Origin of the sequence: Pseudomonas sp. LW8 (assembly GCF_041956865.1) — a bacterium.
GTDB lineage: Bacteria > Pseudomonadota > Gammaproteobacteria > Pseudomonadales > Pseudomonadaceae > Aquipseudomonas > Aquipseudomonas siliginis.
This window is the reverse complement of sequence record NZ_CP168138.1, coordinates 2,512,846-2,535,838: the sequence shown is the minus strand read 5'-3', so window position 1 is coordinate 2,535,838 and position 22,993 is coordinate 2,512,846. Positions and strand designations below refer to the sequence as shown.

Genomic DNA, 22,993 nt, shown 5'->3' with positions numbered 1-22,993 from the left:
CCTCAAGCTTGTATTGATGGCTGGTTGCCGGTATTGGTGTGATTCAATCAGCGCAAGGAGCAGGCTAATGGATTTCAAAGTAGCGGAAGTAACGGCCCAAACCGGTCATGCAGACCCCGTGCTTCTCTCAGGCATCCCCTTCCACTTCAGTCCGGGCGAGCGGTCGCTGTATGTGGGTGCCGATAACACCGGCGGGATCGTCCTACGAGCGGGATGGCTAGGATTGAAAACCGAACCGTTCCAAGGCTGGCAGAGCGCACACAGCTTCGAGCTGAGCTATGCGAACGGCCGGAACAGCCATCACCTATTCGAAGTGAAACGCAACTTTCACACCCCACTCCAAGACGGCGAATGGCTCTGGTTCCCTGCGATGCCGATGCGAGCAACTCCGCACACAGATTAATGAGCTCAAGTGTCGCGACACAATTCGCACTCTCGCGAAACGTGTCGCGACCTACCTGTTCTTCTGTGCGGCGGTGTATGCAGCCTCACACGCCAATCCAGCTATTCGGCTTCGATCAAGCGCTTCTGCCAGTCTTCCCGCTTCCTCGTCAGCGCTTCTACGCAGGTCGGCGAGCAGAACGGTAAGGTCGGCTGTTGCCTTGCTTCCGCTGGCAACCTCGGCAGCACAAGACTCTCGCTTGGCGATGAGGTCGGTGATTTGCTGCTGCAGGCTGCGAGCCCGGTTATCAGCAGTAACAACGGCAGCCGACACATGCTCAGTTTTGGCTTTCGCATCGTCGGAGACTCGATTGATGTCATTGGTGATCTCACGCTGGATGCGGAGTGTGTGGGTGAGCGAATCCACGCGGGCGGTCGCGGTGTCGAGCTCGGCGGCGATGGCTGCTCGATCGTCCTTCACGCTATCGAGACGCAGCGATAGATAACCGACAGCTGCGAGCGACGCCAGCACTACCCACACCCACGCAGGAACCAGCTTCAGCAACGCGTTCACGGGGTCTGCCGCTCTACGGCTTCGTTGACCTTCTCCGCTGCCTTGCTCGCGGTATCGGCTGCCTGGACTGCTGAGTTCGATGCCTCTTGCACCTTTACTGCCGCGTCCTGCGTCTTCTCGGCCAGGCTGTTGAGGCGAACGTCTCGTTTGCCCAGCGCTGCGTCGTAGGCTGCGCGAACTTCGGCGAGCTGCTTCGTCTGTTCACTACTGGCTGACCACACACCAGCTTGGAAACCGAGGATCAGGCCGCCGGCCAGCAACAGCGCAGCTATCAACCATACCTCTGCCCGACGCCACCAGCGGCGAGCGATGAATTCCATAGCGCATCTGTCCATCAGTTGATGCCTCCCAGCTTGGTACGCAGGCGGGCGATCTCTTCGCTCTGCGAGGTAACCGTGGCGGTGAGCTGTGCGACTTGGCTGGTGAGGGCTTCGATCTTCCCCTCCATCCGCCCTACTGCTGCGGCGAGCTCGTTGCGCTCTTTGGCGAACTGGTCAGCGCGGGCTTCGGCCTCTTTTCGCGCAACACGCTCGGAGTCCAGAAGCTCATTCAGCCGGCGAAGCGTGAAAATGTCGGCGTTATCCATCGCCCTGTCCGCAGCATCCTTCGAGAGGAATTTACGCAGCCAAAGGAAGCCGGCCAGCAACACGGTTCCGGTACCGCCCAGCCAGGTAGCTGTGCCTGGGCCGAGGTCAGTAGGATCCATCGCAACTCCAACATGAAAAGCTGACCCGTCAGGCCAGCGCAAATAGGTCGGCGTCCGCTGCACTCCCAGCTGGGAGCAATGGGCGTGGGAGCCGAATAAAAAACTTCTGTCCACTCATGACAAACGATACAAGGGATCTAAGTTTGTAGAGGTTTTATGTATTAATCGGCACGAACAGTTCACATTATTAGAAATAAATTGTGCCGGAAGTTAAACATTGTTTCGTAGGCGATTGTCGATGCACTACGACAATTGGGGAGTATCTCGGAATATCACGCTAGGTTTCCCTTTCCGATCATCAGTCATCATTTGCGATACCCACTAATAAAGTTCATAAAATGGAGCGAATAGGAAAATTTGGGTGCCGGCAGGCAATCAGGGATGCCGGTCAGAAGAGCGAAGAAAAGATGAAAAATAATCCGAGCACGACATCAGCGTGGCATATAGCCACCGACCGCAGCAGCGCGCTTTTCAAAGAGGCGGATCGGCTGAACGCTATTGCTTACGAGCTTCTAACTCATGCAGCGGACTCACCCGAAGCAATGATTGAATTTCAGAACGCAAGGGCCGCAGCCGATGCTAAAACGCTTGAAGGCAAAAAAGCGTGGGATGAGGCTCGCTCTATCTTCAAGAAAAACCATTAATCCGCGGCTGTAAATATCCTCTCGCGGATCGATGCGCCAAGGTATTTACGAATAAATGTGCTACTGCGTCGTATTTAAAAAATTTGATAATAACTTGAATTTCCGTGATCCCGTGAACTCACTTACCAATGAGCAAACGGAGACATACCCATGAGCACCACATATTACGTCGAGTACTTACTCCGCGGAGAGTCAAGAACTTTTGTTATTCGCACGAGTACGATGAATAACGCAGAAGCATGGCAATGGGCTAGCTGCGACGCGGGACTTGTTCCGATACCTAAGCCTGGTCGACCGCCACTAAAACGGGTCTCAAAACCAATGGCAGAAAGGTTCGGCCTCACTGATGTGAAATGGCGCGAATCGGCTGTAGTCACTTGGGACGAGGATTAAACGCCCGTCATTCAGCAGCCGAAACATCTCGCTTGAAATAGGCAATGCTTAAACCACAAAAAAGCCCGACGCAATGGCCGGGCTGCTATCCAATCCTGAAACACGCAGGAATGACAGGATGGGTGAATCATGCGACATGGCGACATGACATTGCAAGCCCTTTTGAGGGACTATTTTATGCCGCCTCGCCTTCCAGCACTCCGACTGCTTCAAGCATGTGTTGCGCCTCGACCAGAGCCTCGTTCACAAGCGACTCCAAGCCGTCCTTGATGGCCTTGTTCCAGCGCTGGTAGGTGCGCTCTGTAAGCCCTTGGGAATCCCAATTCGTCATGTCGTAGTTCGAGTCGGCCAGCACGATCATCTCGCCTGGCTTTTCCTCTGCTACCGCACGCGCATGTTTGTTGGCCCGAGCGACATCAGCGTCTGCTGCCGCGTTGCGCCAATCCCACTGCCCCTCCACCTTGTTCTCCCGGTGCTTCGGCGCCTTGATCTGGGTCACCGCTCGCTGAATGCCCTTCACCTGCTGCGGTACCGCCCAAACGAGAACGGCCTGCTGCGTGAAACGCTGCGGTGCCGGGGTCTTCACCACGGCGACCAGCCGGCCGATGGAGTCGATCTTGCGGCCACGGTGCGTACTGTACTTCGCCACCAAGGCGTTCCAGTGACGCGGAGAAAGCTGGGCGTGCAAGAGCTTGTGCACGATGCAGTCAGCCAACAGCGCGGCATCCTTCCCGGATATCTCGCCCTTGAGCTTGCTGGCCTGCACCCGGGGCTCGACGTTGCATCCGCCTGAACTGTTGATCGTCTCGGCGGCCAAGGCCCGGACTACTGCTGAGATCACGTTGTGGTAATTCATGCTGCCTGCCCCTTTTTCAGTTCTCGGGTCTTGGCCCGGTATTCGGCCTTGATGGTTTTGATTTCTTCGACGGTGTACTTGCGGGGCTCATGAGGCCCTTCAAGCCATTCGACTTTTTCGGCGCCCATTCCCTGTAGGAGTGAGATTCGGTAATTCACCAAATTGCCTGACAGGTGCGTGTTGCATGGCGCGCACTGCTTCCAGACATTGAGCGGCTCGAATCGCAACTCAGGGTTCGCTCCTACGGATCGGTAGTGCCCTGCGTGGTATTGGCCTTCGTGGTGCCGACCGCAACTGATACAAGGGCGATCGGCGTCACGCAGGCGAACCCACTCGTTGAATGCCGCCTGGGCCTCGCGCAGGTGGTCAGCCCTGCTCTTCAGCTTCTCCTTGCGCACCTGGATCTCGCGGCGATCGCGCTGGGCGATGGCCTTGCGGGCTCTCTCGCTGTTCGCCGGCGCCATGGCCAGCGCGCACTTCGGACTGCACACCGCCTGACCCAGGCGTTGCGGCGGAAAGCTGATTCCGCACGCTGGGTTCTTGCACTTCTTCGGCTTGGGCGCCTTCTTCTCCTTGAGGGCTACGCGCATGGCTCGGCCTCCTTGGGAACAATCGTCGCGCAAGCAGACCGATAGCTGTAATCGCCGCACACCGCGATCACTGTGTAGTCCTTGAGGCCCAGGCGGAACGTGTCGCCACACTCGGGCGGCGTTTCTTCGGCAGTTTTGATGACCGCAGTGCCTTGCAGATACCAGGTGGTGATGCACTTGGAGGTCGCGTCGGCAATGGTGAAGGTTTTGGCCTCTCGCATCAGTAACGCCCTCCCCACTTGTCCTGCTCAGTCCACTTCACGTCATGCTCGGCGCCGAAGGCATGCATCAGCTCGAACAGATCGCTGAACCACTTCTGCGATTGCTTGCGGGTCGATACGGCCATCACCACGAAGCCACCGTCGAGACCTGGCTCCGCGCGCTGCTTCTCCAGCGAGGCACTGAAGAGGCACTTCCAGTCCTCACTGGTCAGCTTCTTGCCGTGCCAGACCACCTGCTCTGATACGTCCTTGAGCATTGCCCACATCTTGCGGTTGCAGATGTCCGGGCGCTTCTCGTCCTTGATGACCACGATCTTGGGTTTGGTGAAGTCGGTTGCATGCAGAACGCCCATGAGACGGCTGATATCGCGTTGGCTGCGGATTGCGAACTCGGTCATCGCCCGAACTCCTTGAGCAATTGACGCGCCCCCATGACGGCACCTTTGTCGCCGGATGTGCGGCTAATGTCCTTGAGCCACCCCAGCATTCGGGTGTTCTGTGCTTTCAGTTCGATGACCATTCCAAGCAACTCATCGCCGTCCGCGTCCATGTCGGACTTGAGTGCTTCGCCAATCGCGCCAAGGTCGCAAACGGCCGCCAGAAGCATGCGTTTGTGCGATTCGAGATCCTTGCGAATCACCTCGGTGTCAGCCAGCAGCTCCAGCGCCACCTCCTCCACGGTCTTCTCGCCAAGGAATTCCTGCAGCGCCTCGGTGTTGCGCTTCCAGTCTGCGCAGTCGGCACGGTAGGACGCGGCTTCGGCCCACAGCAGCTTCTGGAGTTTTTGTTTATCAATGCTCATTGAGCCGCACTCCTTGCTTCCAATTGTTCGGCCTGCTGAATGAGCAGCGCCCGGCGATCCGCCAGCTCATTGGCTGCCTGAATTCGAATTTCTGTTTTTTCTTCGGCTGATGCTTGGCGCATGGAAAGCATCGAATCCTTCACCGCTGCGAGCCTCTCGCGCAGCTTTGGCGAAGGCCGCGCAACCTTACCGGTGAGCAGCGCGACGACGGCCCGACCGTCTTCAGTGACCGGCACGACACTCAAGTCGGCCAGGTACTGCTGAGCGCGCTCCTGAGGGATTCGCTGCATCTGCACGGCCTTGGTGATCGCCTGTGTGCGGCGGTTGGCGTCGAAGCCGACCGACACATGCCAGTTCACTTCCTTGCTGTCCTCCCGGGCCTGCCCAACCAGACGCTCGTAAGCACTGTTGAACGCCATGCGCGCACCGACCTTGTCGCCGGCATCGAGGACAGGTTTCGCCGCTGCGAGTGCGAGCTGGATCTCGTCGGTCAGCACCACAGTTTCGAATTCATCGTTGGTGGTCATCGCGATCGCCCAGGCCTCGTCCTTGCCCGGCCGGCCGTCAGCAATCTGAACGCGCTGAAGAATGTCAGCCATTGCCAACTTGCCCTTCACCTCAAAGCGGCAGGCCTTCAGCGCGGCTTTCACGACCGGTACCGGATAAGCGCAAAGGTCTTCGGCCATGATCGCCGCAGTGCCTGGGTTCATTTCCTGACCCATGGCCTCGGCGGTGGCGCAGATCGCAGCAGCGAGCCCGGCAACCTGCTGGTCATTCATTTCAAAGGTACTCATTGCGCTCCCCTGCTTGGCGCTTGGCCAAGACCATTTGCGCGGCCTGCTCGGCGGCGGAGACGTTCGCTTCGGTGCGTTCCATCTGGCGCGCGGTCGTTCCGTTGATGCGCTGCCCGGTCACCCACTGGGTGTGGTAGCTCTCGGCATTGGCCAGCAGCTCGTTGAGGCTGTGGCATTTGCGCAGAACGGCGGCATCGCTGGTTTTCAGGAAGTGAGCTGCGACGTGATGGGCGACATCGGCGCCGAGGCGGTCGACCAATTGACCGAGCTGGCCACCGACCTTGGCGTTCCACACCGGCCAGGTGCTGTAACGCCTGCGGTAGGCCATGGCGTAATTCGCCCAGACCTTGAAGGTTTTGCACGACTGGTCTTTTGGACCTGGCATATCGGCGGGGATCTCAACCCGTGGCGTATCGGTGCGATCGACCACCAGCACCAGGTTGCGGGCCGGCTTGTCCGGGCTGCCTTGCAAGTCCTGACTGGTATCCTGATTGGTACCCTGATGATTGGTATCCTGATTTGTCGGAGATTTTTCCGACCCTTGCTCGGATTTTTCTCCGACCTTGCTCGGATTTTTTTCCGAGGTAGATCGGATTTTTTTCCGACCTTCGTTCTTTGGTGGGGTCGGATATTTTTCCGACCCATCCAGTTTCTGGTTCCACTCAATCGCCTTATCGGTGAGGCGAAACAGAGTGATGTTCGATGTACTGGAAAGCTCAATAAGGCCGGCTTCTTCCAGGGCCTTCAACATGCGGTAAGCAGTGTCTGGTTTGTCAGTGAGCAGCGGCAGCTCCTCGATGATCTTGGCCTTGCTCAGCGCGAAGAAGATCCCGTCGTCAGTCTTGATTGGCTTTGTCCAACTCGGACAACCATAGACGAAGGCAAACAGCAGGGCCTGCTGAGAGTTCAGCCCCCACTCCAACGCCTTCACCTGATTGATCGTGACGGTGAATTGCATATCAGGCCTTCCCGACCAATTTGGCCAGTTCGAGGAAGCGATCCACGTACCAGTGAGGCTGTGTTTCGCGGGGGCATTGAGGGCTGGTGAGGTTCTTGCCGTAGGCCAGCCCCTTGTCAGTCACCGACCAGAAGTCGACCGTCTCTTGTTTGGAGTTTTTGCGCTGAAGGACTTTGAGGAAGCCGTGAGCTTCCAGTGCAATGTTGAAAGTGCGTGCGGTACTGGGGATGCTGTGATCTTTGATCAGCGCAGTTATGGCCTTGGTCGGCATCGAACTGCCGCCTGTGGCATCCGGCGCAGCATCCACGGCGTAACCCGGAAGGAAACTAGACTCCAGACCGTTATTGGTGGCGATCTTCGCCAGCATCATCACCTGGCTGGACGGCGACGGCTTCAGCAAGCGCGTGTAGCACTCCATGAGTGCAAGTTCACCTACAACTTTTGAACTGCTCGGGCTGGCAGCTTCGAACTTCCCGGTTTTGCGAATGCTCGGCAGTACCTCGCCAACCACCCATTCTTCGAAGCGTTCCGCACCAACCAGCTTGGAGCGCATCACCAGCCGGTAGACATCGCGCTCAGGAATAACCGTCATGAATCCACCACCCTGTTTCGGGGTAGTGGTCGCGGCCTTGCAGTGACGGGAGATAGCGTTCTCTGGCTTTGCATAACCCAGGGCGTCGGCTACGTCACGTGCAACGAACCACGGATCACCGAGCTCGTCGGTTATGACGCGGATGGCGCCACCATCGAAGTCGAAAGGAATTACTGAGGTGGTACGCGACACGTTTTGCGATTTGTTAAAACGTGTCGCGACACTGTTAGGGGTATTGCTTGAAGTAGGTTGGCTATGCATAATCGGCCTCATCAAGTGTTAATGAATTAGCCGGGGCGCAATCCCGGCTTTTTTGTGCCTGCGATTCAGGCAAGCTTCAAATTCGGTTTGTGTTTCGCAAGCAGGGTCTCGGCCTTCCGTCCTAACTCCCCCGCCCGAGCCTCGACCTGACGGCATTGCTCAGCGAACGCCGGCAGGTGCGGAAGGTCCTCTTCGCACATCACCTGGTCGTCAAAGACTTCGCTGCCGGTATCGATCACGTCGCCCAGCGCGCGGATCAGTGCACCGAAGCTTTTGTTGGCGCATTGGTCGCTCTGCATTTGGCGCGCACCGGTCAAGCCATGACGGCCGGCCAGCTCATTGATGCAGTTGTCGCGAAACTCAGGCTCCAGCGCATTCACCCAGGACTCTTCCAGCCAAGACGGCATTTCCTGATCACCCGAGAGCCAGCGCTGCACGCGTTTTAACCAGCGGCCTGTCGCCTTCACGAATTCGCCCACATCGTTCAGGCGCGCCAACTCATTGAAGTCAGGGACCTTTGCCTGAACGATCTTGGCGGCGGGAACTCGCAGGCAGATCTCCCGGCTCAACGCTTGGGCGAAATCGTCCTGGCTCAAGCTGGTTCGGGCGATCTGGTTTTGAGCGTGGGCTACAAGCACTTGGTCGCGGGTTTGGGCGCTATGTCTTGGACTGGACGTTTCCATGGGGACTGCTCTCTTCTAATCTGGCTTCAACGGATTGGCGGACAGGGATGTCGCTTAGGCGGCCATCTCGGCCCAAGGAAACGACGGGCACAGGTTTTCTTTTTTGAAAGCACCTTCGGTCAGCGCCTCCGCTCGTTTGGCAATAACCGGAGACATGCCGTGCTTCCCCCGAACCCAGCCGGAAACGGTGCTTTGATCAACCTTGAGCTTTTCGGCGGTGGCCTCCTGGGTGCCGAAGTAGTCAACGAGGCCCTTGTAAATTGCGTTCATGATGCCCCTCCATACGGGAATACCCATATAGTAGGTTATGGGAATACCGATTTGCAAGGGTATGGGAGCGCCCGTAATACTTCACGTATGGAATTTAAAGACCGCCTCAAAGCAGCCCGCCGCCACGCCAAGCTCAATCAGACTGAGCTCGCAGAGCGCGCCGGACTCACGCAGACCTCGATCTCCGATTTGGAGAGGGGAAAATCGAAGGCTACAGCCTTCGCAGCCCAGATCGCCTCTGTATGTGGCGTGTCCCCGATGTGGCTGGCTGAAGGTGTCGGTGAAATGCTTAAGGGTGTGCCTGATCATCAGGCTGAACGCATCCAGCCCAGCGTGAAACTTGGCAACATTGAAACTTGGGACGACGAAACCCCGCTCGATGACGATGAGGTTTATGTCCCCTTCCTACATGAAGTTGAACTGGCGGCCGGATCTGGCAAGTTTGCGATCGAGGAAAGCGCCAACTCGCGCCTGCGCTTCAACAAGAAAGACCTGCGCCACAACGGCGTTCAGTTCAGCAACGCGAAGTGCGTGAAGGTCGGCGGCAACAGCATGATGCCTGTGCTGCGCGACGGCGCGACGGTCGGCGTGAACGTGGGGAAAAACTCACTGAGCGATATCGTCGACGGCGAGATGTACGCCATCAATCACAATGGCCAGCTTCGCGTGAAGCAGGTTTACCGCATTCCGACCGGGCTTCGCCTGCGCAGCTTCAACCGTGACGAGCATCCGGACGAGGACTACACGTTCCAGCAGATCCAGGAGCAGCAGATATCGATTCTGGGGCATGTGTTCTGGTGGGCGATGTATTCCAGATAGGCTGAACTCCTCTATTAGAGCCGCTGCGACGTCGGGAGAGGAACTTTTATCAGCATTGCAAAGGATGGCGATATGCCGGTTGTGGCCGTTTTGAATGATGAGTCAGATCTAGATCGGATTGTCAGCGCTTTGAAGGCTTATGGATGTGTGGTGGCTAACCATCACAATCGCCCTGGTGCTTCAATCCTCACAAGCTCACTTCGAATTGCGCTCGGCCCCAGATCTGATGAGGATGATCTGCAGTGTCACGAGCTTCCCCTGCTGATCGACGGAGAGCCTTGGTGGACCAGTGTATTAGTCATGCCACCTCGCTACGAATACAAACACAGTGAAACCACGGCGCTCGCAGCTCGGGCGATGAGAGCTGCAAACGAATCCGGCGAGAAAGGGATGTTTCTGTACCATGACTCATAGCGGCGTCTAACAGTTCAAAGGGCAGGCTAGGCGAACCTGTAGGATTAGGGGCACGCTGCGCGCTGCTGAAGCTCTCTCGGGCGAGCCTTGTTCGTTTTCAGACAGGCAACCGTAGACATAAATAGACAGCATCACGCACGGAAGCAACAATGGACGACATGAGCAAAGCATCCTTCAACGTACTTTACGACGGCCCTGCCCTCGCCAATAGCGAGATGGACGTGCGCGAACTTGCGCCCGCATTATTAGCTCTAGGCTCCCTTTTAGAGGAGGCAAACTCGGTCATAAATGACGGTCGAGCTCAGGTAGCCGTGCAGGTGAAAGCGACATTCAAAACCGGATGCTTTGGTATCGAACTGGAGGTCATTCAGTCCCTACTCCAGCACGCACACAACCTTTTCTCGAACGAATCAGTTGCAAGTGCCAAGGAGCTTCTTGAGTGGATTGGCCTCATTCAGGACAACGCTGGTAACGCGATCGCTGGCGGTGCAGGGCTGCTCTGGCTTATTAAAAGAATTCGTGGCCGTCGAATCAATCAGGTAGTGCTTCTAGACCGTGGCAGAGTGCGCGTTGTAATGGATGATGACGCTCTTGTCACCGAGGAGAAGGTTCTCGCGCTATACCGACAATTCCGTGTTCGCCAGGCGCTTGAGAACGTGCTCAAACCTCTGGAGGCTGATGGAATAGATACATTCGCAGTGACCAATCTGAAGCAAACCGACCGTTTTATAGAAATTTCCAAGGCCGAGAGGCCTTATTTCAAAACGCCTGAGCCGGAATCTGAGACGCTTTCTGAAGATGAGTTCGATGTGAATTTGCAGATTGTGAGCATTTCTTTCCAGGAGGGTAACAAGTGGCGATTTAACGATGGTGCGAGCGTTTTCTACGCCGACATGCTGGATGAATCGTTCATTTCTCAAGTCGCCGCCAGCGCGACAAGCTTCACTAAGGGCGACATTTTGAAAGTTCGCCTCCGCAGGGTACAGGCTTTGTCCGGCGAGCAATTCAAAACTGATTACACAGTCACCAAGGTTCTCGAGCACCGAAAGGCAATGGCTCAGCTCCCAATGAATTTCCAGCGTGGAGATGACTGAGACTCTAAGCCCGGCCCAGCGCCGGGCTTTTTCATTTCTGCTCTTGCTCTACCTGCGATTACTTGCTCGACGTCTCCGGCTTGCTGTATCGCAGCACGAATCCTTTCAAGGCCTTTTTGCTCGCCAACTCATCCATCGAGGCGTTGGCCTCTGACCGGGTTGAGAATGGCCCAAGCAAAACTCGGCTCTTGCCTTCCCGCCTCGTCGTATAGGGTTTCCAGCCAGAGGCGATAAGCTCTTGGCTTAGTTTCTCTGCTGTCTGCTCGCTGCTAACAGAGGCCACTTGGACGGCCCACTGGACGCCAGGAATCTCCTTCGTCTGCACCGGCTCTTCTATTTGTGGGCTGGCTATCGTGTAGCCGCAAATCTTACTGACGAATGGATCTGATAGAGAGGAGTCGATCACCACATCGAAACCATCGGGCGCTTTCATGGCAAAGAACGGAGCGAATCCAGAATAGGCGCCAAAACCATTTTTTCCGTTCACCTCTCCGCAAACGCCGCCATCGGCGACCTGTCGCTCATTTCTGAACTTTGCAGAGTCAGGATCTTTCAAGCGATCAGCGACTGCAGTTCGAGCTCTATCAATATCGCTGCCTCCGCATCCCGCCACGGCGAACGCCAGGCCCATCACCAGTAATCCGCGCATCCATACCTCCATGGTCAAGTCGCGCGATTCTACCAGCCAGCTAGGCCCTGAGAAGGACAGCACGCAGGATTTTTGCAAATGAAAATATAGCAGGACCAAAGATTATGGGAATACCCGTTGACATAAAATATGGGAGTACCTATATTTCAACCCATCGCAGCGACACAGCCACTGCGAAGGGCCTCAACAGACCCGCCGCTCTTTCACAATATGGAATCTTCGCGGATCGATCCCCGGAAACGGGCATAGCGCGAAACACAAACTTCGATCTCCATGCAGGCTCTGGAACCTGCCGGACTCCCCATATGGGAGGACGCCAAACCATACAAGCCAGCCGGCGAAGAACACCGAACACGAAATGTGTGACGTCGGCCAGGTGGGGAAACCGCGGCGACGCGTATGGGGCGGATAGCAACACGGAATTTTTCACTGATGCACCTGGTGACGGGTGCATTGGGAAAACAACCGAACGGAGCAACACCATGACTCGTGCTGAATTTGAAGACAAAGAAGGCATCGCAATCGCCGCGATGCTGGGGATGCTTGCCGGGCAGACGCCACGACGTCCAGAAGAGGTCGCTAGTGACGCATTTGATTACGCCGAGGCGATGGTTAGTGAGCGCAAAAAGCGTCTCGGCGAGAAGCCGGGTTTCAACGACTGATTTCACTGGCTGGCCTTGGCAGCAGGGCCAGACGGGAAATCAACTGAGGGCAAGACGATGAACAAGGTATTCCACATCACGCTGCGCGGAGAGCTGCAGGTCTTCGCCGACGCTGACCTGAATGCCTGCATCCGAGAGGCGAACAGGCTCAACGCTGAGCGTGGATACACCAGCGGCGTGCGTGTCGTTGAATGCGAAGACGGCCATCGAATGACGGCGGCTGATTGCAAGGCTGCTGCCCGATCCTCTCTATGAGAGCGCATCGGGGTGTGATCTGAGGCTAAGTCTCGGGCAGCGGATGTGCCAACCGGTCGCCATTGGGCTACCCCTTCCGCCGAATGCCGGTTGAGCCCCGGCCAGATCACACCCCGATGCGGACGAAACTGCGGCCTATAACCGCCCACCTGCATCTCCACCAACTACCGAGGGATGCTCGGCAGTTGTCTTCAATCAGAGGAATGGCAGCCATGTAAAACTGAGCGATTCACCTGCGCGGCGCGGCAAGCCTGAAGGCCGGCGCCCATCACTCATACAGGCAGCGGACAGTAGGCCGTCGATGTCACCGCGCATCGGCCGAATGCGGTAGGCCACCCCTGCGCACGAAGACAATTTGACGCTGCAAGCCCGGTCTGTCGCCAGCAGCGAGACCGGGCCACCCTCACCGACACCACCCGAATGCACTCCCCTCCGCGCCCAACGGCAACCAGCGGAGCGGATGAGTGCATCCGAGTTTTGTTGGGTCAATCAACGAATGGAGAAAGCGATGAGCAAATACACGGAGGCGATCACGGAAGCGGTAAAGGCTCTGGAGTCGGCCGAGAAATCCCACCAAGCCGCAGCCGAGCGACTCGCTACTGTTCGTGGCCATGCAGGCCAGTCTGGTTACTCGGTCACCGTAAACGGCGTGACCGTCGCAGTCTCGACCTGCGACAACCGCAACAACTACCAAGGCACCTTGATCCGTGGTCGGGAAATGATTCACCTCGGTGCGCTAAAGGCTCTCGGCGCCGAACTCCAAGCAGCGGCAGACCGCGTTCGGAGTTGCCGCGCGCATCTGGCATCAATTGTTATCGCATAACCCAAAACACTGGAGGTCGTCATGCACAACTGCACCGACACACAAGCAGTTTGCCGAGCTTGCGGGCTGAAGCTGCGCGGCTCGCCATCGTGGAAAGGCGGCCTCGCCTATCACCCCGATCCGAAAGGCGAAGTCCACTGCTGCCATTACGGCGGCTGGGTGTGCTCGCGCCGCTGCGACATCCGCGCCTGCGTCGAGCTGGAAGGGACCATGCCCGGCTGCGGTGGCGTGAACAGTTACGAGCGACTGTCCATTTACGCAAAAGAGAGCATTAAGCGCCATTGGCCGGAGGCAGCATGAACGCAGCACTGAAGATTTGTCAGGCCATGCACGACGCGCAGTTGCCTCCGATGGTGAGCGAGAGCGTGCAGGAAGTGGCTCGGGCTGAGTGGCTTTACAACGCGACCGAGCAATTGGTGCGGTTCGGCTGCGATGTCTCGTTCCAGCGCCGCATGCGGCCGACTCAGGGCGTCACGCTGGCACAGTTCGCTCTGGCAGTTGATGAGCATGCAAACGGACGGCTCGCAGACTGCGAGGTCACCACGGCTTCGCTGGGCTACCTGCTGATCGCCGCCGAGCGCGGACACGCTGACAAGGTCGCTGCCGCCGAACTGCTCGGTCCAAGCGATCACCCACTGGGAAAGCTTGGCGAAATCGCAGAGGGCCTACTTCGACCCCTTGTCGATGACGCGCTGATCGCCCAGGCCGAGGACAGGGAGCTATGAGCAATCAGGTAGCACTGGCCCGGCTGGGCCTCGAGATCGCGAAGATGCGCAAGTCCTGCACCCCGGTGCCGGATCGCACCTTCGTCATGGGCATGATTGAAATGGCGGAGTTCGCCGAGATCATCGACACCCGCACCGCCAATCGTTATCGGGATGCGCTGGACGCCAAGTTCGTCGAGCGCAACACGCATCTGAAAGGAGTTTCGGCATGACAACCCCTCTGGTGAAAACGCTGGCCGATGAGCAGCTCGAGGATATCGAGCGCCGCATCGCGATACTCGGCTTCGGCCTGCCCTTCAATGAGGTGATCGGTCGCAAGCGCGAGGATCTGGTCGACAGCCTCCCGCAGCGCCTGTCGGTGACCATGAAAGGCGGGCGTATCGCTGTGAGGGCTCGGCCATGAACCTCGTCTATTGGATTCTCGTCGTGCTTCTGGTTGCCGGTGCAGGTGCCTACGGCATCGTGAAAGACGGCTCGGGCACTTGCCAGGTGCCGCGCTCCACCACCTACAACGTGTTCCGATGACCAGTCTTCAGCGGGCGCGCCGCATCCTGATTCGGCGCGGATCGTTCCGAGTCCTCTCGATTTACACCTTCCTGATGCTGCTCAGCGCCCTCGCCGATCGCATCACCTCCTAACTTTCAACTTCAAGCGCTGCGCACGTCGCGGCAAGGATTCCCACGTGTCCGCACAACAGCAAGTCATCACCATCGACGACATCAGCGCCGACAACGCGCCGGCCATCTACGTCGCCGGCGGCCTGAGCCAGTTCTTCGAAGCAGTGAAGGCCGAAGTTACCGGAGAGGTCCCTGACCTGAAGACCGCCAAGGGCCGTGCGCGCATTGCCAGTTTGGCCGCGACTGTCAGCAAGTCCAAGACTGCGGTCGAGAAGCCGGGTCGTGACTACCTGAAGCGCTTGAAGGAAATGCCTAAAGTGGTCGAGGCCGAGCTGCGCGAGTTCGTGAACAAGATGGATGCGCTGCGTGACGCAACTCGCCAGCCTCTGACGGATTGGGAAGAGGCGGAGGAGGCCAAAAAACGCGAGATCGAAGCGTGGATCAACGAGTTGCGCCTGGATCCGCTAATCATTAGTACCGCCGACTCTGAATATTTGAGAATCAGCATCGGAGCGTTTGAAGGAATCGCGATTGACGGCGAGTGGCTCGGCGATCATGAGGCGGAAGCGCTTCGATTGAAATCTGAAACTTTGTCAGTTCTGCGCATCGCGCTAGAAAAGCGCGAGCAGTACGAAGCCGAACAAGCCGAGCTGATCCGGCTGCGCGCCGAAGCCGAAGCACAGGCGCAGCGTGATCGTGATGCACAGATCGCCCGGGAAGCTGAAGAGCGTACCCGTCGTGAAGCTGAGCAGCGCGCACAGACCGAACGAGACGCCGCCACCCGCCGCGAGCAGGAGTTGCTTGACCAGGCTGCCGCTGCGCTGCGCGCCGCCGAGCAAGCGGCCCGCGATGCTGAGGCACAGGCCGAGCGTCAGCTCCTCCAGCTTGAGCAGCAGGCCGAGCAGGCGGAAGCGAATCGCATTGCTGCCGAGCAACGTGCCGAGCAGGAGCGCCAAGCCGCAGCAAAACGCGCCGAACAGGCCGCAGAGCAAGCGCGTGCCGACGAGCGCCGCCGCGCCGATGCAGCGGCTGCCGAAATCGTCCGCCAGCAGCAGGCGCGCGAGGCCGATCTGGAACACAAAAAGCAGATCAACCGTGCCGCTCTGGAAGCCTTCATTGAAGGCGGCATGACTGAGGAATGCGCCAAGCAGGCAATCACCTTGATCGCCCAGCGCAAGATCCCCGCCATTTCAATCAGCTACTGAGGTCGCCATGTCTACCGAAATCATCATGCCGGAGCAGCGCCGGCAAGCCGTCGTGCCGATCTCGACGGACAACAGCATCATGGCGGTCATCAGCCGCGCCGCCGCCGATCCAACCTGCGATATCGAAAAGATGGAGCGGCTGCTCGCCATGCATGAGCGCATGCAGGCCAAGACCGCCGAGCAGGAATTCAACGCGGCCATGGCCGAGATGCAGTGCAATATCCCGACTGTGTTCGAGGGCGCGGTGAACCTGCACACCGGCAACTCCTACGCCACGCTTGACCACATCACTCACACGTTGAAGCCGATCATGCAAGAGCACGGCTTCGCCATCACCTTCAAGGTTGAAACCGAAGACAAGGTGATCAAGGTCACCGGCATCCTCATGCACCGAGGCGGTCACCGCGAGCAAACAACCATGACTTTGCCGGTCGATATCGGCAAAGGCCGAAACGAAGTTCAGGCGGTCGGCTCCTCCACCACGTACGGCAAGCGCTACGTCATGTGCGCCCTGCTCAACATCACCACCGGGGAAGCCCGTGACGATGACGGGCAGTCGGCCGATGGTTCGGATACAGATGACATGCGCGCCCAGGTCGTCGCCGACATCCTCGAGCGTGTTGGGCAAACCACTACACCGGACGAACTGAAAGACGTCTGGCAGGCGAGCCTGAAAGTCCTGCAAGCATCAGGTGACACAAACGGTTATTCCACAGTGAAGACCGCCGTCACCGTTCACAAAGCCAAGCTGGAGGCGCCTCAATGATCGTCCTCAACTGCACTCAGGGCTCCGCTGAATGGCTGCAAGGCCGCGCCGGAGTCATCACCGCCAGCATGTTCAGCACCGCCCGATCCAAGGTGAACGGGCTCACCGCCCAGCAGCGGAAGTATGTCGACGCGATCCTGGCCGGCCATAGCGAAAGCAAGGCCCGCGACGTGGCTGGCTACAAGGCCGGGCCGAAGGCCGAAGTCGTGCAGCGAGCTCTCGATGGCGAGAAGGTCGGCGAACCATCGAACGCCGCACTCACCTACGCCTTCGAACTGGCCGTTGAACGGATCGGCGGTGCGCCGCTGGATGGTGGCTTCGAAACGTGGCAGATGCGACGTGGACACGAACTCGAACCCGAAGCCCGCATGGAACACGAGATTCAGACAGGCCTGATCGTTACGCAAGTCGGTCTGGTGAAAACTGATGACGGCGTGTTCGGCGCCAGTGCAGACGGGTTCATCGGTGAGGACGGCGGGTCGGAGTACAAGTGCTTCCTCTCGCCTGACAAGCTTCGCGCGTTCCACATCGACAACGATGCCAGCGAGGTTATCGACCAGGTACAGGGCTGCATGTGGATCACCGGCCGCAAGTGGTGGCATATCGGGATGTACTGCCCCCTACTCAAGCCTGTTGGGCGGCAGCTCTGGCTGCAAGAATTCAAACGTGACGACGACTACATTGAGCAGCTCGAAGAAGACCTCTGGCAGTTTAAGCTGCTGGTGGACGGCTACGAGGCGAAGCTCCGGAGTAAAGCAGCATGATCAGCAACCACCTCAGCATGGTCGAAACTCTTCGGCCAAAATCCAGCGAGCTGGCAGCGCAGGTTGAAGAATTCCTGGCCGCTGGCGGAAAGATCCAAGAGGCTGAACCCATCGGCTACAAGCCCAAGCCGATCAGCTACAGCACCCAGATGCCGCCAGCGCCGAAGCCATTCGTTCGGCGTCGTGCGCCTGCCCCGCCTCAACCGCTGTCAGCTCAAGACATTCGCCATCAGGAGCGCATGCAGCAGCTCGAACGGATTCGCGAAATGGCTCCGATGCACACGCAGGCTGAGATTGTTGAAGCGCTCGGCATCAGTCGCCGCACGCTATACAACATCGCCCAGACCCACGACCTGACGTTCAAGGGTGCGGCTCGCGGCCGCCTGACCGGTAAAGACCGGGAGGAGCATCTGGAAGCCCGCGACGCGAAGTTCGCCGAGCGGATCAGGGCATTCCTTGAACTGGGCATCACTCGCCGGCAAGTTTGTGGACGCCTCGGCATTGCCAATAAAACACTCGAGCGGATTCTCGCCAACCACGGCATCGATTATCCGAAGGCGCGGCGCGGCTGTACTTCATGCGCCGCATAGCTCGTACCAAACAACGCAAACGACAGACCTGGCTGGACTTGCCGGCCAGCGGAATTGAAGAGGTAGGCCATGGCCAAGAGCAATGCAGATCGCTCAGCGAAAGCCGCGGCGAAGAGGAAGGAGCGCGGCGAAGAGGAAATCAGGCTCCACTGCCTGCCCGGTACGCGCCAAGCACTTGCTGAGCTGATGGTTTGGAGCGGCATCAAGGAACAGGGCGAGGCCATTACGCTGATGATCCATCACCTGCACGGACTTGGACCGGGAGGTGCCCTTCCTTTGCTGGAGCCGCCACCGCGACACGAATACGTGATACCTGAAAACGTGTCGCGGAAATTGAAGCTTTCCTTCGACCGAGAAGCACTTCGCATCAGTAGTGATGAGTAGTCAGTTTGATTGCAGCCTACAACTATTGACTCTTACCAAACGAGTACCCTAGAGCCAATGTGATCAGCGGAATGAAAATCGTCCAAACTGATTTTATCTGTTCTAGATACTTAAAATCCTTGTCCGCCACAACCAGCGAGAATAAAAGAACACTTAATCCGGAGGCGATTATGAAGCTCCAGGTTATAGTCATCCAGACGATTGCGTTACGAGCGTTTTCCCCAGTACCGATGTTAGCAGCGATTCTTCCTGCACCTTCGACTGGCTTTGCAATTCGCGTGGGAGCTTCATGATGATTAAGCTCGCCTTTCGCTACAATAGGTTCGATCACACATCATCCCCTTTCGCGAACAAGTTATAAACTACAATCCGTTGTGCGCCTTTATTGAGCGTAGTTACATACAGCGAAAGGAAAAACTCCACTTCTGGAGACTTTGCAATTGAAACCGGGGTGAATATGCCGCCACCCTGAGGACTGTCCATATTAAAAAGCGTGAAAATCACGCCCGTCGCTTCACTCCCTTGGGTTTCCCATCTTGTAGTTCCCGAATCAGACTTAAAAGATATCGAAATCGGAAGGCTCTCCACCTCCAGTTTAAGCTCGGAATTTGCAAGGAGCGCTGTACCACTATCTATCAGCGTTAGACCATCAATCGAAGCGGTTACGTCCATTTTTATCTCGGTTCCGGGCGGAAAGATTGAGCTATTGAATAGCAATATTAACATATGCTCTCGGGCTTATAGCTGCGTGCCCCTGAGTTTGAGCCAGTGCTGTAAACACAAATACCCCACTTCTACGAATCACGCCAGCCGGCGAGGATCCCACATGGAAATCACTTACGGCTCGGTCTGCTCGGGCATCGAGGCGGCAACGCTTGCATGGAAGCCGCTCGGCATGCGCGCCACTTGGTTCGCCGAGATCGAAGCGTTCCCCAGCGCGGTGCTGGCCCACCACTACCCGAACACGCCGAACCTCGGCGACATGACCAAACTCGGCGCCCAGGTGCTGGCCGGCAAGATCGCCGCACCGGACGTCCTCGTAGGCGGAACACCGTGCCAAGCCTTCAGCGTGGCCGGGATGCGCGAAGGACTCACCGACCCGCGCGGCGCGCTCACCATCAAATACGTGGAGCTTGCAGATGCAGTTGACTATGTTCGCGCCGGCCAGCGAAAGCCCGCCTGCGTTATCGTCTGGGAAAACGTCCCCGGCGTCCTCAGCGACAAAGGCAACGCCTTCGGATGCTTTCTTGGCGCGCTTGCTGGGGAAGACTGCGAACTGCAGCCTTCAGGGAAGAAATGGCCGGACGCTGGTTGTGTGTATGGACCCAAAAGAACAATCGCGTGGCGGATCCTAGACGCCCAATATTTCGGCCTGGCCCAACGACGCCGCCGTGTGTTCGTTGTCGCAGGTGCTCGAGACGGATTCGATCCCACCGAGGTACTTTTTGAGCGAGAAGGCGTGCGCCGGGATACTGCGCCGCGCCGAGGCGAGGGGCAAGACGTTACCGGATCAGCTCCTTTCGGCCCTGCGCTCCAGTGCGGATGTGGATACACCTTCGAAGAGTCACTAGGGCAGTACGGCTGCCCGAACTGCGAGGGCGACGAAGGCCCAGCGGTTGGTGTGTTCTGCGGCGTGCCGGCGTTCGGCGGTCACAGCCTTGGCGGATCGGTCGAGCGGTCGGCAACACTCACCGCGAAGGACACCCGGCTTGATATGGAAAGCGAGACTTTCTTTCTCCATCCGGAGGTAGCAGGAGCTCTCACCATCCATGCATTTAGTGGAGGTTCCGGCCGGCGCCCAGATGGTGCGGCAGCAGGCCACTTCGTTGTCGCGCCGACCCTCGCCGGCGGTGGACGAAAGTCTGGCGGATACTCGCTCGACGATATCCCGCTCACAGCGCCAGCGCTGCGCGCCCAAGCACAGAGCAGCCACCGTGCCGACTCTGAGGCGTTCATTGTGGCTGGCACACTCAACGCCAACGGTAAGACGGCCGGCAGCGCCACGCAGCAGGACGCAGAATCCGGCTTGCTGGTCGTTCATGGCACTCAGGACCCGGGCGTCAGCAGCACAACAGCTTTCGCTCTCGGCCGAAACAACGGGCAGGAAAACGCAGTCTGCATCACCGGCGATATCACTCACACGCTCAAGGCCGACGGCTTCGACGGCAGCGAGGACGGCACAGGGCGCGGCCAGCCAATCGTTGCATGTCGAGAGGTCGACCAAACGCTTACAAGCAACTACGGCAAGCAAGTCGACAACACTGACTCAGCCCTGGGCCCCAACTTTGTTTCGGGATCAAGTTCGGTTCGGCGCCTCATCCCACGCGAGTGCGAACGTCTCCAGGGAATGACTGACGACTACACGCTGATCCCATGGCGCGGCAGGCCTGCCAGCGAGTGCCCGGACGGTCCCCGCTACAAGGCGATCGGCAACAGCAAGGCCGTGCCGTGCGTGCGCTGGATCGGCCGGCGCATCCTCAAGCAGATCACACCCAGCCCGTACGGATGATCGCGTCGATCAGCCGAATCACGGCAGCGATCAGGTTTATCAGCTCAGTCAGTTTCTTCATTCGGCGGCGCCTCGGCAATTGGTCAGCTATCGCACGATGCGCTGACGGTAGTGCTCGATGGTCTGCCGCTTACCCCAAGCGTTCCACTTGGGGTTTTTCCAAACACCACCCTCCACCGCCCGGGCATGCCCCGGCATAGGACGCCCCATGCCCACAGAAAACAAACCGGCCGAGCCGCTGAAGGTCGAGCGCTCGACTGTGACCAAGCTGGTGATCACCGGCGCGCCGCGTCTCGACGCGATTACCGTGTTCCTCGAGGACTTCGGCCGCCGCGACTGCCCTACTGAATCCGACCCGAGCTATCAGACCGCCCAGGGCAAAATCACGGTCAATTGCTGGGACCACAGCTGGAGCGCCTACTGGGGCGGCATGGGTCCGCGCACGGTGGCCGAGTTCGTGGCCGACTGTGATTGGCACTACGTCCTGAACTGCCTCGATCGCGGTATCAGCAGTACGCGGTTCAGCGGGAATGCCCTTCACACCTTCGCGAAAAAGTGCATCGTCCAGCGGCGCCGGCAACAGACCGGACGACATGACTGGGAGCTGCATGAGCTGAGCAAGGATGAGGCGCGTGAGCTCTGGCACGACATCGACGCTCTACGAAGCGTCGAGTCGCCAAACGAGTGTTGGCATCACGACAGGCTGCTGACTGAACTGTTAGGTGATGAGTGGCACTACCCGGTTGGCGACAAGGCGGTCGAGGAGAATCACGAATTCAACTACCTGCGCCAGGTGGTGGAAGCGGTACAGGGCGCGTTGCGCCAAGAACAACCGCAGCAGGTGGCAGCATGAAGCGCATCTACCTCAGCGGTCCCATGACCAACATGCTGGACCTCAACTTCCCGCTGTTCCATTCCACGGCCGCCACCCTCCGCGCCGCCGGGCACAGCGTCATCAACCCCGCCGAGCTCAACCCAGACGCCGGCACCTGGAGCGAATGCATGCGCCGAGACATCGCCGCCCTGATGGAATGCGACACCGTGGCCACCCTGCCCGGCTGGCAGGACTCTCGCGGCGCCAGCCTCGAAGTCCACATCGGCAAGGAGCTCGGCATGAAGGTTGTGAATGCCCATGATCTGGTATCGATGGAGATTGCATGATGCGCAACATACAAACGCGTGAAGGTTTCGAATTCTGGGACAAGCTGAACGCGCTGCCCCGCTACGCCTTCCTGCTTTCGCCCTCCGGCAACTCGGTGCAGAAATTCGAAGACCAGGCCATGGGCAACTGGATCGATGTGCACGAAGCACAGAAGGTTGTTGATCAGGCCCAAGACCGGATCAACGAACTTAAGGAAGAGCTGGCAACTGTTCGGCTTGGCCCCTGCAAGATGGTCGCCGGAGACGAACTGCCATGACTGAAGTCCATCGATACAAAGCCGTGACAATGATTTCAGCGGCCGGCGCGACCATTGGATATGACCCGCACGGGCCTGATGTGGTGATGGCCACCGAGTTCGACCGGGTCACCGCCGAGCGTGACGCCCTGCAGCAGCGCCTGAACGCAGCGGATCAGCGGATTGATGAGATGACCGCGCCGATCCCGGATGAACCCGTGACATGGGGATCACCGAAGACGGTGCGCCAGCTCGTACATCAACTATTGATGCTCGATCAGGATCTTGAGCCATGGGCGATGCACCGAATCCCGGACTTCAAGGACGGGAAACAAGTCGCCGCCGTTCACCTGAGCATGTCATATGAACGGGTAGAAGGTCGGTTCCTGTCTGATTTCAAAGGGGACGGCCGGAAGATCATCGCATTCTGGTGCAAGCCTGACCCACGCGCCGAGCACCCCACGCTGGTGGCAGAAAAACTTGTGACCAGGCTGGCCGAGGAATTCCCCGACTCCGACACCCTGCTCACCGTCGAGTGCGTCGCCGACCTGATCAAAGAATATCTGACCGGTCTGTAGTAAATCCCTCCCCCTTC

Annotated in this window: 39 protein-coding genes; 23 read left to right on the top strand and 16 right to left on the bottom strand. The window is 58.3% G+C overall.

The genetic code is table 11. The features are described from left to right. Nucleotides 1-67 precede the first annotated feature (67 nt). The gene (locus AB9L16_RS11490; protein ID WP_375123583.1) at nucleotides 68-403 is read left to right on the top strand and encodes a hypothetical protein; all 336 of its coding nucleotides are present in this window, start codon (nucleotides 68-70) and stop codon (nucleotides 401-403) included. Between the two features lie 51 nt (nucleotides 404-454). On the opposite strand, the gene AB9L16_RS11485 is transcribed toward AB9L16_RS11490, so the two are convergent. The 3 genes from AB9L16_RS11485 to AB9L16_RS11475 are packed head-to-tail and all read right to left on the bottom strand — an operon-like array spanning nucleotide 455 to nucleotide 1,661. After that, nucleotides 455-955 (bottom strand): DUF2514 family protein, encoded by a 501-nt coding sequence (locus AB9L16_RS11485; RefSeq protein ID WP_375123582.1) that lies wholly within the window; start codon nucleotides 953-955, stop codon nucleotides 455-457. Beyond that, nucleotides 952-1,290, bottom strand: coding sequence for a hypothetical protein (locus AB9L16_RS11480; RefSeq protein WP_310219762.1), 339 nt, complete (start codon nucleotides 1,288-1,290; stop codon nucleotides 952-954). Before AB9L16_RS11480 ends, AB9L16_RS11485 begins: the two co-directional genes overlap by 4 nt. Then, nucleotides 1,290-1,661 (bottom strand): hypothetical protein, encoded by a 372-nt coding sequence (locus AB9L16_RS11475; RefSeq protein WP_056785377.1) that lies wholly within the window; start codon nucleotides 1,659-1,661, stop codon nucleotides 1,290-1,292. The genes AB9L16_RS11480 and AB9L16_RS11475 overlap by 1 nt, the downstream gene beginning before the upstream one ends. Before the next feature lie 407 nt (nucleotides 1,662-2,068). Here AB9L16_RS11475 and AB9L16_RS11470 point away from each other — a divergent pair, with 407 nt between their 5' ends. Together AB9L16_RS11470 and AB9L16_RS11465 are read left to right on the top strand one after the other, a co-directional pair. Further along, nucleotides 2,069-2,305 (top strand): hypothetical protein, encoded by a 237-nt coding sequence (locus tag AB9L16_RS11470; RefSeq protein WP_375123581.1) that lies wholly within the window; start codon nucleotides 2,069-2,071, stop codon nucleotides 2,303-2,305. Nucleotides 2,306-2,455: 150 nt separating this feature from the next. Then, on the top strand, nucleotides 2,456-2,698 hold the full coding sequence (locus AB9L16_RS11465) for a DUF6555 family protein (RefSeq protein ID WP_310219756.1): 243 nt from the start codon (nucleotides 2,456-2,458) through the stop codon (nucleotides 2,696-2,698). Between the two features lie 175 nt (nucleotides 2,699-2,873). Here the strand turns inward: AB9L16_RS11465 and AB9L16_RS11460 are convergent, their stop codons facing one another. From AB9L16_RS11460 to AB9L16_RS11415, 10 genes are all read right to left on the bottom strand, one after another. Then, on the bottom strand, nucleotides 2,874-3,554 hold the full coding sequence (locus AB9L16_RS11460) for a hypothetical protein (RefSeq protein ID WP_375123580.1): 681 nt from the start codon (nucleotides 3,552-3,554) through the stop codon (nucleotides 2,874-2,876). Beyond that, nucleotides 3,551-4,144, bottom strand: a complete 594-nt coding sequence (locus AB9L16_RS11455) for a recombination protein NinG (protein WP_375123579.1) — start codon at nucleotides 4,142-4,144, stop codon at nucleotides 3,551-3,553. Before AB9L16_RS11455 ends, AB9L16_RS11460 begins: the two co-directional genes overlap by 4 nt. Then, on the bottom strand, nucleotides 4,135-4,365 hold the full coding sequence (locus AB9L16_RS11450) for a hypothetical protein (RefSeq protein WP_339100230.1): 231 nt from the start codon (nucleotides 4,363-4,365) through the stop codon (nucleotides 4,135-4,137). Before AB9L16_RS11450 ends, AB9L16_RS11455 begins: the two co-directional genes overlap by 10 nt. Continuing rightward, the gene (locus AB9L16_RS11445; RefSeq protein ID WP_375123578.1) at nucleotides 4,365-4,763 is read right to left on the bottom strand and encodes a recombination protein NinB; all 399 of its coding nucleotides are present in this window, start codon (nucleotides 4,761-4,763) and stop codon (nucleotides 4,365-4,367) included. Before AB9L16_RS11445 ends, AB9L16_RS11450 begins: the two co-directional genes overlap by 1 nt. Then, the gene (locus AB9L16_RS11440; RefSeq protein ID WP_336341228.1) at nucleotides 4,760-5,167 is read right to left on the bottom strand and encodes a hypothetical protein; all 408 of its coding nucleotides are present in this window, start codon (nucleotides 5,165-5,167) and stop codon (nucleotides 4,760-4,762) included. Before AB9L16_RS11440 ends, AB9L16_RS11445 begins: the two co-directional genes overlap by 4 nt. Further along, complete coding sequence (locus tag AB9L16_RS11435) at nucleotides 5,164-5,961, bottom strand: hypothetical protein (RefSeq protein WP_336341227.1); 798 nt, start codon at nucleotides 5,959-5,961, stop codon at nucleotides 5,164-5,166. Before AB9L16_RS11435 ends, AB9L16_RS11440 begins: the two co-directional genes overlap by 4 nt. Further along, nucleotides 5,948-6,919, bottom strand: coding sequence for a phage replication protein (locus AB9L16_RS11430; protein ID WP_336341226.1), 972 nt, complete (start codon nucleotides 6,917-6,919; stop codon nucleotides 5,948-5,950). Before AB9L16_RS11430 ends, AB9L16_RS11435 begins: the two co-directional genes overlap by 14 nt. 1 nt (nucleotide 6,920) lies before the next feature. After that, nucleotides 6,921-7,772 (bottom strand): Bro-N domain-containing protein, encoded by an 852-nt coding sequence (locus AB9L16_RS11425; RefSeq protein ID WP_375123577.1) that lies wholly within the window; start codon nucleotides 7,770-7,772, stop codon nucleotides 6,921-6,923. A gap of 65 nt (nucleotides 7,773-7,837) precedes the next feature. Next, a complete protein-coding gene (locus AB9L16_RS11420; protein WP_280074941.1) occupies nucleotides 7,838-8,455 on the bottom strand; it encodes a hypothetical protein in 618 nt (205 codons plus the stop codon). A 54-nt stretch (nucleotides 8,456-8,509) separates the two neighbouring features. After that, nucleotides 8,510-8,725, bottom strand: a complete 216-nt coding sequence (locus tag AB9L16_RS11415; RefSeq protein WP_016773984.1) for a YdaS family helix-turn-helix protein — start codon at nucleotides 8,723-8,725, stop codon at nucleotides 8,510-8,512. 87 nt (nucleotides 8,726-8,812) lie between these two features. Between AB9L16_RS11415 and AB9L16_RS11410 the strand changes: the two genes are divergently transcribed. Beyond that, nucleotides 8,813-9,544 carry a helix-turn-helix transcriptional regulator gene (locus tag AB9L16_RS11410; protein WP_264365100.1) on the top strand — a complete coding sequence of 244 codons (732 nt, stop codon included), beginning with the start codon at nucleotides 8,813-8,815 and terminating at the stop codon, nucleotides 9,542-9,544. Between the two features lie 563 nt (nucleotides 9,545-10,107). After that, complete coding sequence (locus AB9L16_RS11405; RefSeq protein WP_264365099.1) at nucleotides 10,108-11,052, top strand: hypothetical protein; 945 nt, start codon at nucleotides 10,108-10,110, stop codon at nucleotides 11,050-11,052. A 58-nt stretch (nucleotides 11,053-11,110) separates the two neighbouring features. On the opposite strand, the gene AB9L16_RS11400 is transcribed toward AB9L16_RS11405, so the two are convergent. After that, nucleotides 11,111-11,701, bottom strand: coding sequence for an SPOR domain-containing protein (locus AB9L16_RS11400; protein WP_375123576.1), 591 nt, complete (start codon nucleotides 11,699-11,701; stop codon nucleotides 11,111-11,113). 482 nt (nucleotides 11,702-12,183) lie between these two features. Between AB9L16_RS11400 and AB9L16_RS11395 the strand changes: the two genes are divergently transcribed. The 13 genes from AB9L16_RS11395 (at nucleotide 12,184) to AB9L16_RS11335 (ending at nucleotide 18,492) form a co-directional block, all read left to right on the top strand. Beyond that, the gene (locus AB9L16_RS11395) at nucleotides 12,184-12,363 is read left to right on the top strand and encodes a hypothetical protein (protein WP_375123575.1); all 180 of its coding nucleotides are present in this window, start codon (nucleotides 12,184-12,186) and stop codon (nucleotides 12,361-12,363) included. Between the two features lie 57 nt (nucleotides 12,364-12,420). After that, entirely contained in the window at nucleotides 12,421-12,618 is a 198-nt protein-coding gene (locus tag AB9L16_RS11390; protein WP_375123574.1) for a hypothetical protein, read from the top strand. Nucleotides 12,619-13,126: 508 nt separating this feature from the next. Beyond that, the gene (locus AB9L16_RS11385; protein WP_375123573.1) at nucleotides 13,127-13,441 is read left to right on the top strand and encodes a hypothetical protein; all 315 of its coding nucleotides are present in this window, start codon (nucleotides 13,127-13,129) and stop codon (nucleotides 13,439-13,441) included. Nucleotides 13,442-13,462: 21 nt separating this feature from the next. Further along, the gene (locus AB9L16_RS11380) at nucleotides 13,463-13,741 is read left to right on the top strand and encodes a hypothetical protein (protein WP_375123572.1); all 279 of its coding nucleotides are present in this window, start codon (nucleotides 13,463-13,465) and stop codon (nucleotides 13,739-13,741) included. After that, nucleotides 13,738-14,166: a hypothetical protein gene (locus AB9L16_RS11375; RefSeq protein WP_375123571.1), complete on the top strand. Its 429-nt coding sequence runs from the start codon at nucleotides 13,738-13,740 to the stop codon at nucleotides 14,164-14,166. The genes AB9L16_RS11380 and AB9L16_RS11375 overlap by 4 nt, the downstream gene beginning before the upstream one ends. Then, complete coding sequence (locus tag AB9L16_RS11370) at nucleotides 14,163-14,378, top strand: hypothetical protein (RefSeq protein ID WP_024013561.1); 216 nt, start codon at nucleotides 14,163-14,165, stop codon at nucleotides 14,376-14,378. The genes AB9L16_RS11375 and AB9L16_RS11370 overlap by 4 nt, the downstream gene beginning before the upstream one ends. After that, nucleotides 14,375-14,569, top strand: a complete 195-nt coding sequence (locus AB9L16_RS11365) for a hypothetical protein (RefSeq protein ID WP_252869377.1) — start codon at nucleotides 14,375-14,377, stop codon at nucleotides 14,567-14,569. Before AB9L16_RS11370 ends, AB9L16_RS11365 begins: the two co-directional genes overlap by 4 nt. Continuing rightward, on the top strand, nucleotides 14,566-14,691 hold the full coding sequence (locus tag AB9L16_RS11360; RefSeq protein ID WP_256674831.1) for a hypothetical protein: 126 nt from the start codon (nucleotides 14,566-14,568) through the stop codon (nucleotides 14,689-14,691). Before AB9L16_RS11365 ends, AB9L16_RS11360 begins: the two co-directional genes overlap by 4 nt. 157 nt (nucleotides 14,692-14,848) lie before the next feature. Continuing rightward, nucleotides 14,849-15,988, top strand: a complete 1,140-nt coding sequence (locus AB9L16_RS11355; protein ID WP_375123570.1) for a hypothetical protein — start codon at nucleotides 14,849-14,851, stop codon at nucleotides 15,986-15,988. A 7-nt stretch (nucleotides 15,989-15,995) separates the two neighbouring features. After that, nucleotides 15,996-16,754, top strand: a complete 759-nt coding sequence (locus AB9L16_RS11350; RefSeq protein ID WP_375123569.1) for an ERF family protein — start codon at nucleotides 15,996-15,998, stop codon at nucleotides 16,752-16,754. Further along, nucleotides 16,751-17,518, top strand: a complete 768-nt coding sequence (locus tag AB9L16_RS11345; RefSeq protein WP_375123568.1) for a lambda exonuclease family protein — start codon at nucleotides 16,751-16,753, stop codon at nucleotides 17,516-17,518. The genes AB9L16_RS11350 and AB9L16_RS11345 overlap by 4 nt, the downstream gene beginning before the upstream one ends. Beyond that, nucleotides 17,515-18,108, top strand: a complete 594-nt coding sequence (locus AB9L16_RS11340) for a hypothetical protein (RefSeq protein ID WP_375123567.1) — start codon at nucleotides 17,515-17,517, stop codon at nucleotides 18,106-18,108. Before AB9L16_RS11345 ends, AB9L16_RS11340 begins: the two co-directional genes overlap by 4 nt. Before the next feature lie 69 nt (nucleotides 18,109-18,177). Next, complete coding sequence (locus AB9L16_RS11335; protein ID WP_375123566.1) at nucleotides 18,178-18,492, top strand: hypothetical protein; 315 nt, start codon at nucleotides 18,178-18,180, stop codon at nucleotides 18,490-18,492. A 22-nt stretch (nucleotides 18,493-18,514) separates the two neighbouring features. Here the strand turns inward: AB9L16_RS11335 and AB9L16_RS11330 are convergent, their stop codons facing one another. Together AB9L16_RS11330 and AB9L16_RS11325 are read right to left on the bottom strand one after the other, a co-directional pair. Next, the gene (locus tag AB9L16_RS11330) at nucleotides 18,515-18,823 is read right to left on the bottom strand and encodes a hypothetical protein (protein WP_375123565.1); all 309 of its coding nucleotides are present in this window, start codon (nucleotides 18,821-18,823) and stop codon (nucleotides 18,515-18,517) included. Continuing rightward, nucleotides 18,820-19,164: a DUF6864 domain-containing function gene (locus AB9L16_RS11325; protein WP_375123564.1), complete on the bottom strand. Its 345-nt coding sequence runs from the start codon at nucleotides 19,162-19,164 to the stop codon at nucleotides 18,820-18,822. Before AB9L16_RS11325 ends, AB9L16_RS11330 begins: the two co-directional genes overlap by 4 nt. Before the next feature lie 154 nt (nucleotides 19,165-19,318). On the opposite strand from AB9L16_RS11325, the gene AB9L16_RS11320 reads away from it, so the two are divergent. The 5 genes from AB9L16_RS11320 to AB9L16_RS11300 all read left to right on the top strand — a co-directional run bounded on the left by AB9L16_RS11320 (nucleotide 19,319) and on the right by AB9L16_RS11300 (nucleotide 22,976). Continuing rightward, entirely contained in the window at nucleotides 19,319-21,001 is a 1,683-nt protein-coding gene (locus tag AB9L16_RS11320; protein WP_375123563.1) for a DNA cytosine methyltransferase, read from the top strand. A gap of 208 nt (nucleotides 21,002-21,209) precedes the next feature. After that, nucleotides 21,210-21,854, top strand: a complete 645-nt coding sequence (locus tag AB9L16_RS11315; protein ID WP_375123562.1) for a hypothetical protein — start codon at nucleotides 21,210-21,212, stop codon at nucleotides 21,852-21,854. Further along, nucleotides 21,851-22,162, top strand: a complete 312-nt coding sequence (locus AB9L16_RS11310; protein WP_375123561.1) for a DUF4406 domain-containing protein — start codon at nucleotides 21,851-21,853, stop codon at nucleotides 22,160-22,162. Before AB9L16_RS11315 ends, AB9L16_RS11310 begins: the two co-directional genes overlap by 4 nt. Next, entirely contained in the window at nucleotides 22,162-22,419 is a 258-nt protein-coding gene (locus AB9L16_RS11305; RefSeq protein ID WP_236169742.1) for a hypothetical protein, read from the top strand. The genes AB9L16_RS11310 and AB9L16_RS11305 overlap by 1 nt, the downstream gene beginning before the upstream one ends. After that, complete coding sequence (locus tag AB9L16_RS11300; RefSeq protein ID WP_252877531.1) at nucleotides 22,416-22,976, top strand: hypothetical protein; 561 nt, start codon at nucleotides 22,416-22,418, stop codon at nucleotides 22,974-22,976. Before AB9L16_RS11305 ends, AB9L16_RS11300 begins: the two co-directional genes overlap by 4 nt. The last annotated feature ends 17 nt before the right edge of the window (nucleotides 22,977-22,993 follow it).

What these genes read in the sequence shown, in the direction of transcription:
- AB9L16_RS11370 (WP_024013561.1), top strand. Translation starts at nt 14,163, where the DNA reads ATGAGCAATCAGGTAGCACTGGCCCGGCTGGGCCTCGAGATCGCGAAG.
- AB9L16_RS11475 (WP_056785377.1), bottom strand. Translation starts at nt 1,661, where the DNA reads ATGGATCCTACTGACCTCGGCCCAGGCACAGCTACCTGGCTGGGCGGT.
- AB9L16_RS11340 (WP_375123567.1), top strand. Translation starts at nt 17,515, where the DNA reads ATGATCAGCAACCACCTCAGCATGGTCGAAACTCTTCGGCCAAAATCC.
- AB9L16_RS11465 (WP_310219756.1), top strand. Translation starts at nt 2,456, where the DNA reads ATGAGCACCACATATTACGTCGAGTACTTACTCCGCGGAGAGTCAAGA.
- AB9L16_RS11430 (WP_336341226.1), bottom strand. Translation starts at nt 6,919, where the DNA reads ATGCAATTCACCGTCACGATCAATCAGGTGAAGGCGTTGGAGTGGGGG.
- AB9L16_RS11450 (WP_339100230.1), bottom strand. Translation starts at nt 4,365, where the DNA reads ATGCGAGAGGCCAAAACCTTCACCATTGCCGACGCGACCTCCAAGTGC.
- AB9L16_RS11305 (WP_236169742.1), top strand. Translation starts at nt 22,162, where the DNA reads ATGCGCAACATACAAACGCGTGAAGGTTTCGAATTCTGGGACAAGCTG.
- AB9L16_RS11345 (WP_375123568.1), top strand. Translation starts at nt 16,751, where the DNA reads ATGATCGTCCTCAACTGCACTCAGGGCTCCGCTGAATGGCTGCAAGGC.
- AB9L16_RS11300 (WP_252877531.1), top strand. Translation starts at nt 22,416, where the DNA reads ATGACTGAAGTCCATCGATACAAAGCCGTGACAATGATTTCAGCGGCC.
- AB9L16_RS11350 (WP_375123569.1), top strand. Translation starts at nt 15,996, where the DNA reads ATGTCTACCGAAATCATCATGCCGGAGCAGCGCCGGCAAGCCGTCGTG.
- AB9L16_RS11425 (WP_375123577.1), bottom strand. Translation starts at nt 7,772, where the DNA reads ATGCATAGCCAACCTACTTCAAGCAATACCCCTAACAGTGTCGCGACA.
- AB9L16_RS11325 (WP_375123564.1), bottom strand. Translation starts at nt 19,164, where the DNA reads ATGGACGTAACCGCTTCGATTGATGGTCTAACGCTGATAGATAGTGGT.
- AB9L16_RS11490 (WP_375123583.1), top strand. Translation starts at nt 68, where the DNA reads ATGGATTTCAAAGTAGCGGAAGTAACGGCCCAAACCGGTCATGCAGAC.
- AB9L16_RS11440 (WP_336341228.1), bottom strand. Translation starts at nt 5,167, where the DNA reads ATGAGCATTGATAAACAAAAACTCCAGAAGCTGCTGTGGGCCGAAGCC.
- AB9L16_RS11445 (WP_375123578.1), bottom strand. Translation starts at nt 4,763, where the DNA reads ATGACCGAGTTCGCAATCCGCAGCCAACGCGATATCAGCCGTCTCATG.
- AB9L16_RS11400 (WP_375123576.1), bottom strand. Translation starts at nt 11,701, where the DNA reads ATGCGCGGATTACTGGTGATGGGCCTGGCGTTCGCCGTGGCGGGATGC.
- AB9L16_RS11395 (WP_375123575.1), top strand. Translation starts at nt 12,184, where the DNA reads ATGACTCGTGCTGAATTTGAAGACAAAGAAGGCATCGCAATCGCCGCG.
- AB9L16_RS11335 (WP_375123566.1), top strand. Translation starts at nt 18,178, where the DNA reads ATGGCCAAGAGCAATGCAGATCGCTCAGCGAAAGCCGCGGCGAAGAGG.
- AB9L16_RS11455 (WP_375123579.1), bottom strand. Translation starts at nt 4,144, where the DNA reads ATGCGCGTAGCCCTCAAGGAGAAGAAGGCGCCCAAGCCGAAGAAGTGC.
- AB9L16_RS11460 (WP_375123580.1), bottom strand. Translation starts at nt 3,554, where the DNA reads ATGAATTACCACAACGTGATCTCAGCAGTAGTCCGGGCCTTGGCCGCC.
- AB9L16_RS11390 (WP_375123574.1), top strand. Translation starts at nt 12,421, where the DNA reads ATGAACAAGGTATTCCACATCACGCTGCGCGGAGAGCTGCAGGTCTTC.
- AB9L16_RS11405 (WP_264365099.1), top strand. Translation starts at nt 10,108, where the DNA reads ATGGACGACATGAGCAAAGCATCCTTCAACGTACTTTACGACGGCCCT.
- AB9L16_RS11320 (WP_375123563.1), top strand. Translation starts at nt 19,319, where the DNA reads ATGGAAATCACTTACGGCTCGGTCTGCTCGGGCATCGAGGCGGCAACG.
- AB9L16_RS11385 (WP_375123573.1), top strand. Translation starts at nt 13,127, where the DNA reads ATGAGCAAATACACGGAGGCGATCACGGAAGCGGTAAAGGCTCTGGAG.
- AB9L16_RS11315 (WP_375123562.1), top strand. Translation starts at nt 21,210, where the DNA reads ATGCCCACAGAAAACAAACCGGCCGAGCCGCTGAAGGTCGAGCGCTCG.
- AB9L16_RS11310 (WP_375123561.1), top strand. Translation starts at nt 21,851, where the DNA reads ATGAAGCGCATCTACCTCAGCGGTCCCATGACCAACATGCTGGACCTC.
- AB9L16_RS11480 (WP_310219762.1), bottom strand. Translation starts at nt 1,290, where the DNA reads ATGGACAGATGCGCTATGGAATTCATCGCTCGCCGCTGGTGGCGTCGG.
- AB9L16_RS11380 (WP_375123572.1), top strand. Translation starts at nt 13,463, where the DNA reads ATGCACAACTGCACCGACACACAAGCAGTTTGCCGAGCTTGCGGGCTG.
- AB9L16_RS11360 (WP_256674831.1), top strand. Translation starts at nt 14,566, where the DNA reads ATGAACCTCGTCTATTGGATTCTCGTCGTGCTTCTGGTTGCCGGTGCA.
- AB9L16_RS11415 (WP_016773984.1), bottom strand. Translation starts at nt 8,725, where the DNA reads ATGAACGCAATTTACAAGGGCCTCGTTGACTACTTCGGCACCCAGGAG.
- AB9L16_RS11365 (WP_252869377.1), top strand. Translation starts at nt 14,375, where the DNA reads ATGACAACCCCTCTGGTGAAAACGCTGGCCGATGAGCAGCTCGAGGAT.
- AB9L16_RS11420 (WP_280074941.1), bottom strand. Translation starts at nt 8,455, where the DNA reads ATGGAAACGTCCAGTCCAAGACATAGCGCCCAAACCCGCGACCAAGTG.
- AB9L16_RS11375 (WP_375123571.1), top strand. Translation starts at nt 13,738, where the DNA reads ATGAACGCAGCACTGAAGATTTGTCAGGCCATGCACGACGCGCAGTTG.
- AB9L16_RS11435 (WP_336341227.1), bottom strand. Translation starts at nt 5,961, where the DNA reads ATGAGTACCTTTGAAATGAATGACCAGCAGGTTGCCGGGCTCGCTGCT.
- AB9L16_RS11470 (WP_375123581.1), top strand. Translation starts at nt 2,069, where the DNA reads ATGAAAAATAATCCGAGCACGACATCAGCGTGGCATATAGCCACCGAC.
- AB9L16_RS11410 (WP_264365100.1), top strand. Translation starts at nt 8,813, where the DNA reads ATGGAATTTAAAGACCGCCTCAAAGCAGCCCGCCGCCACGCCAAGCTC.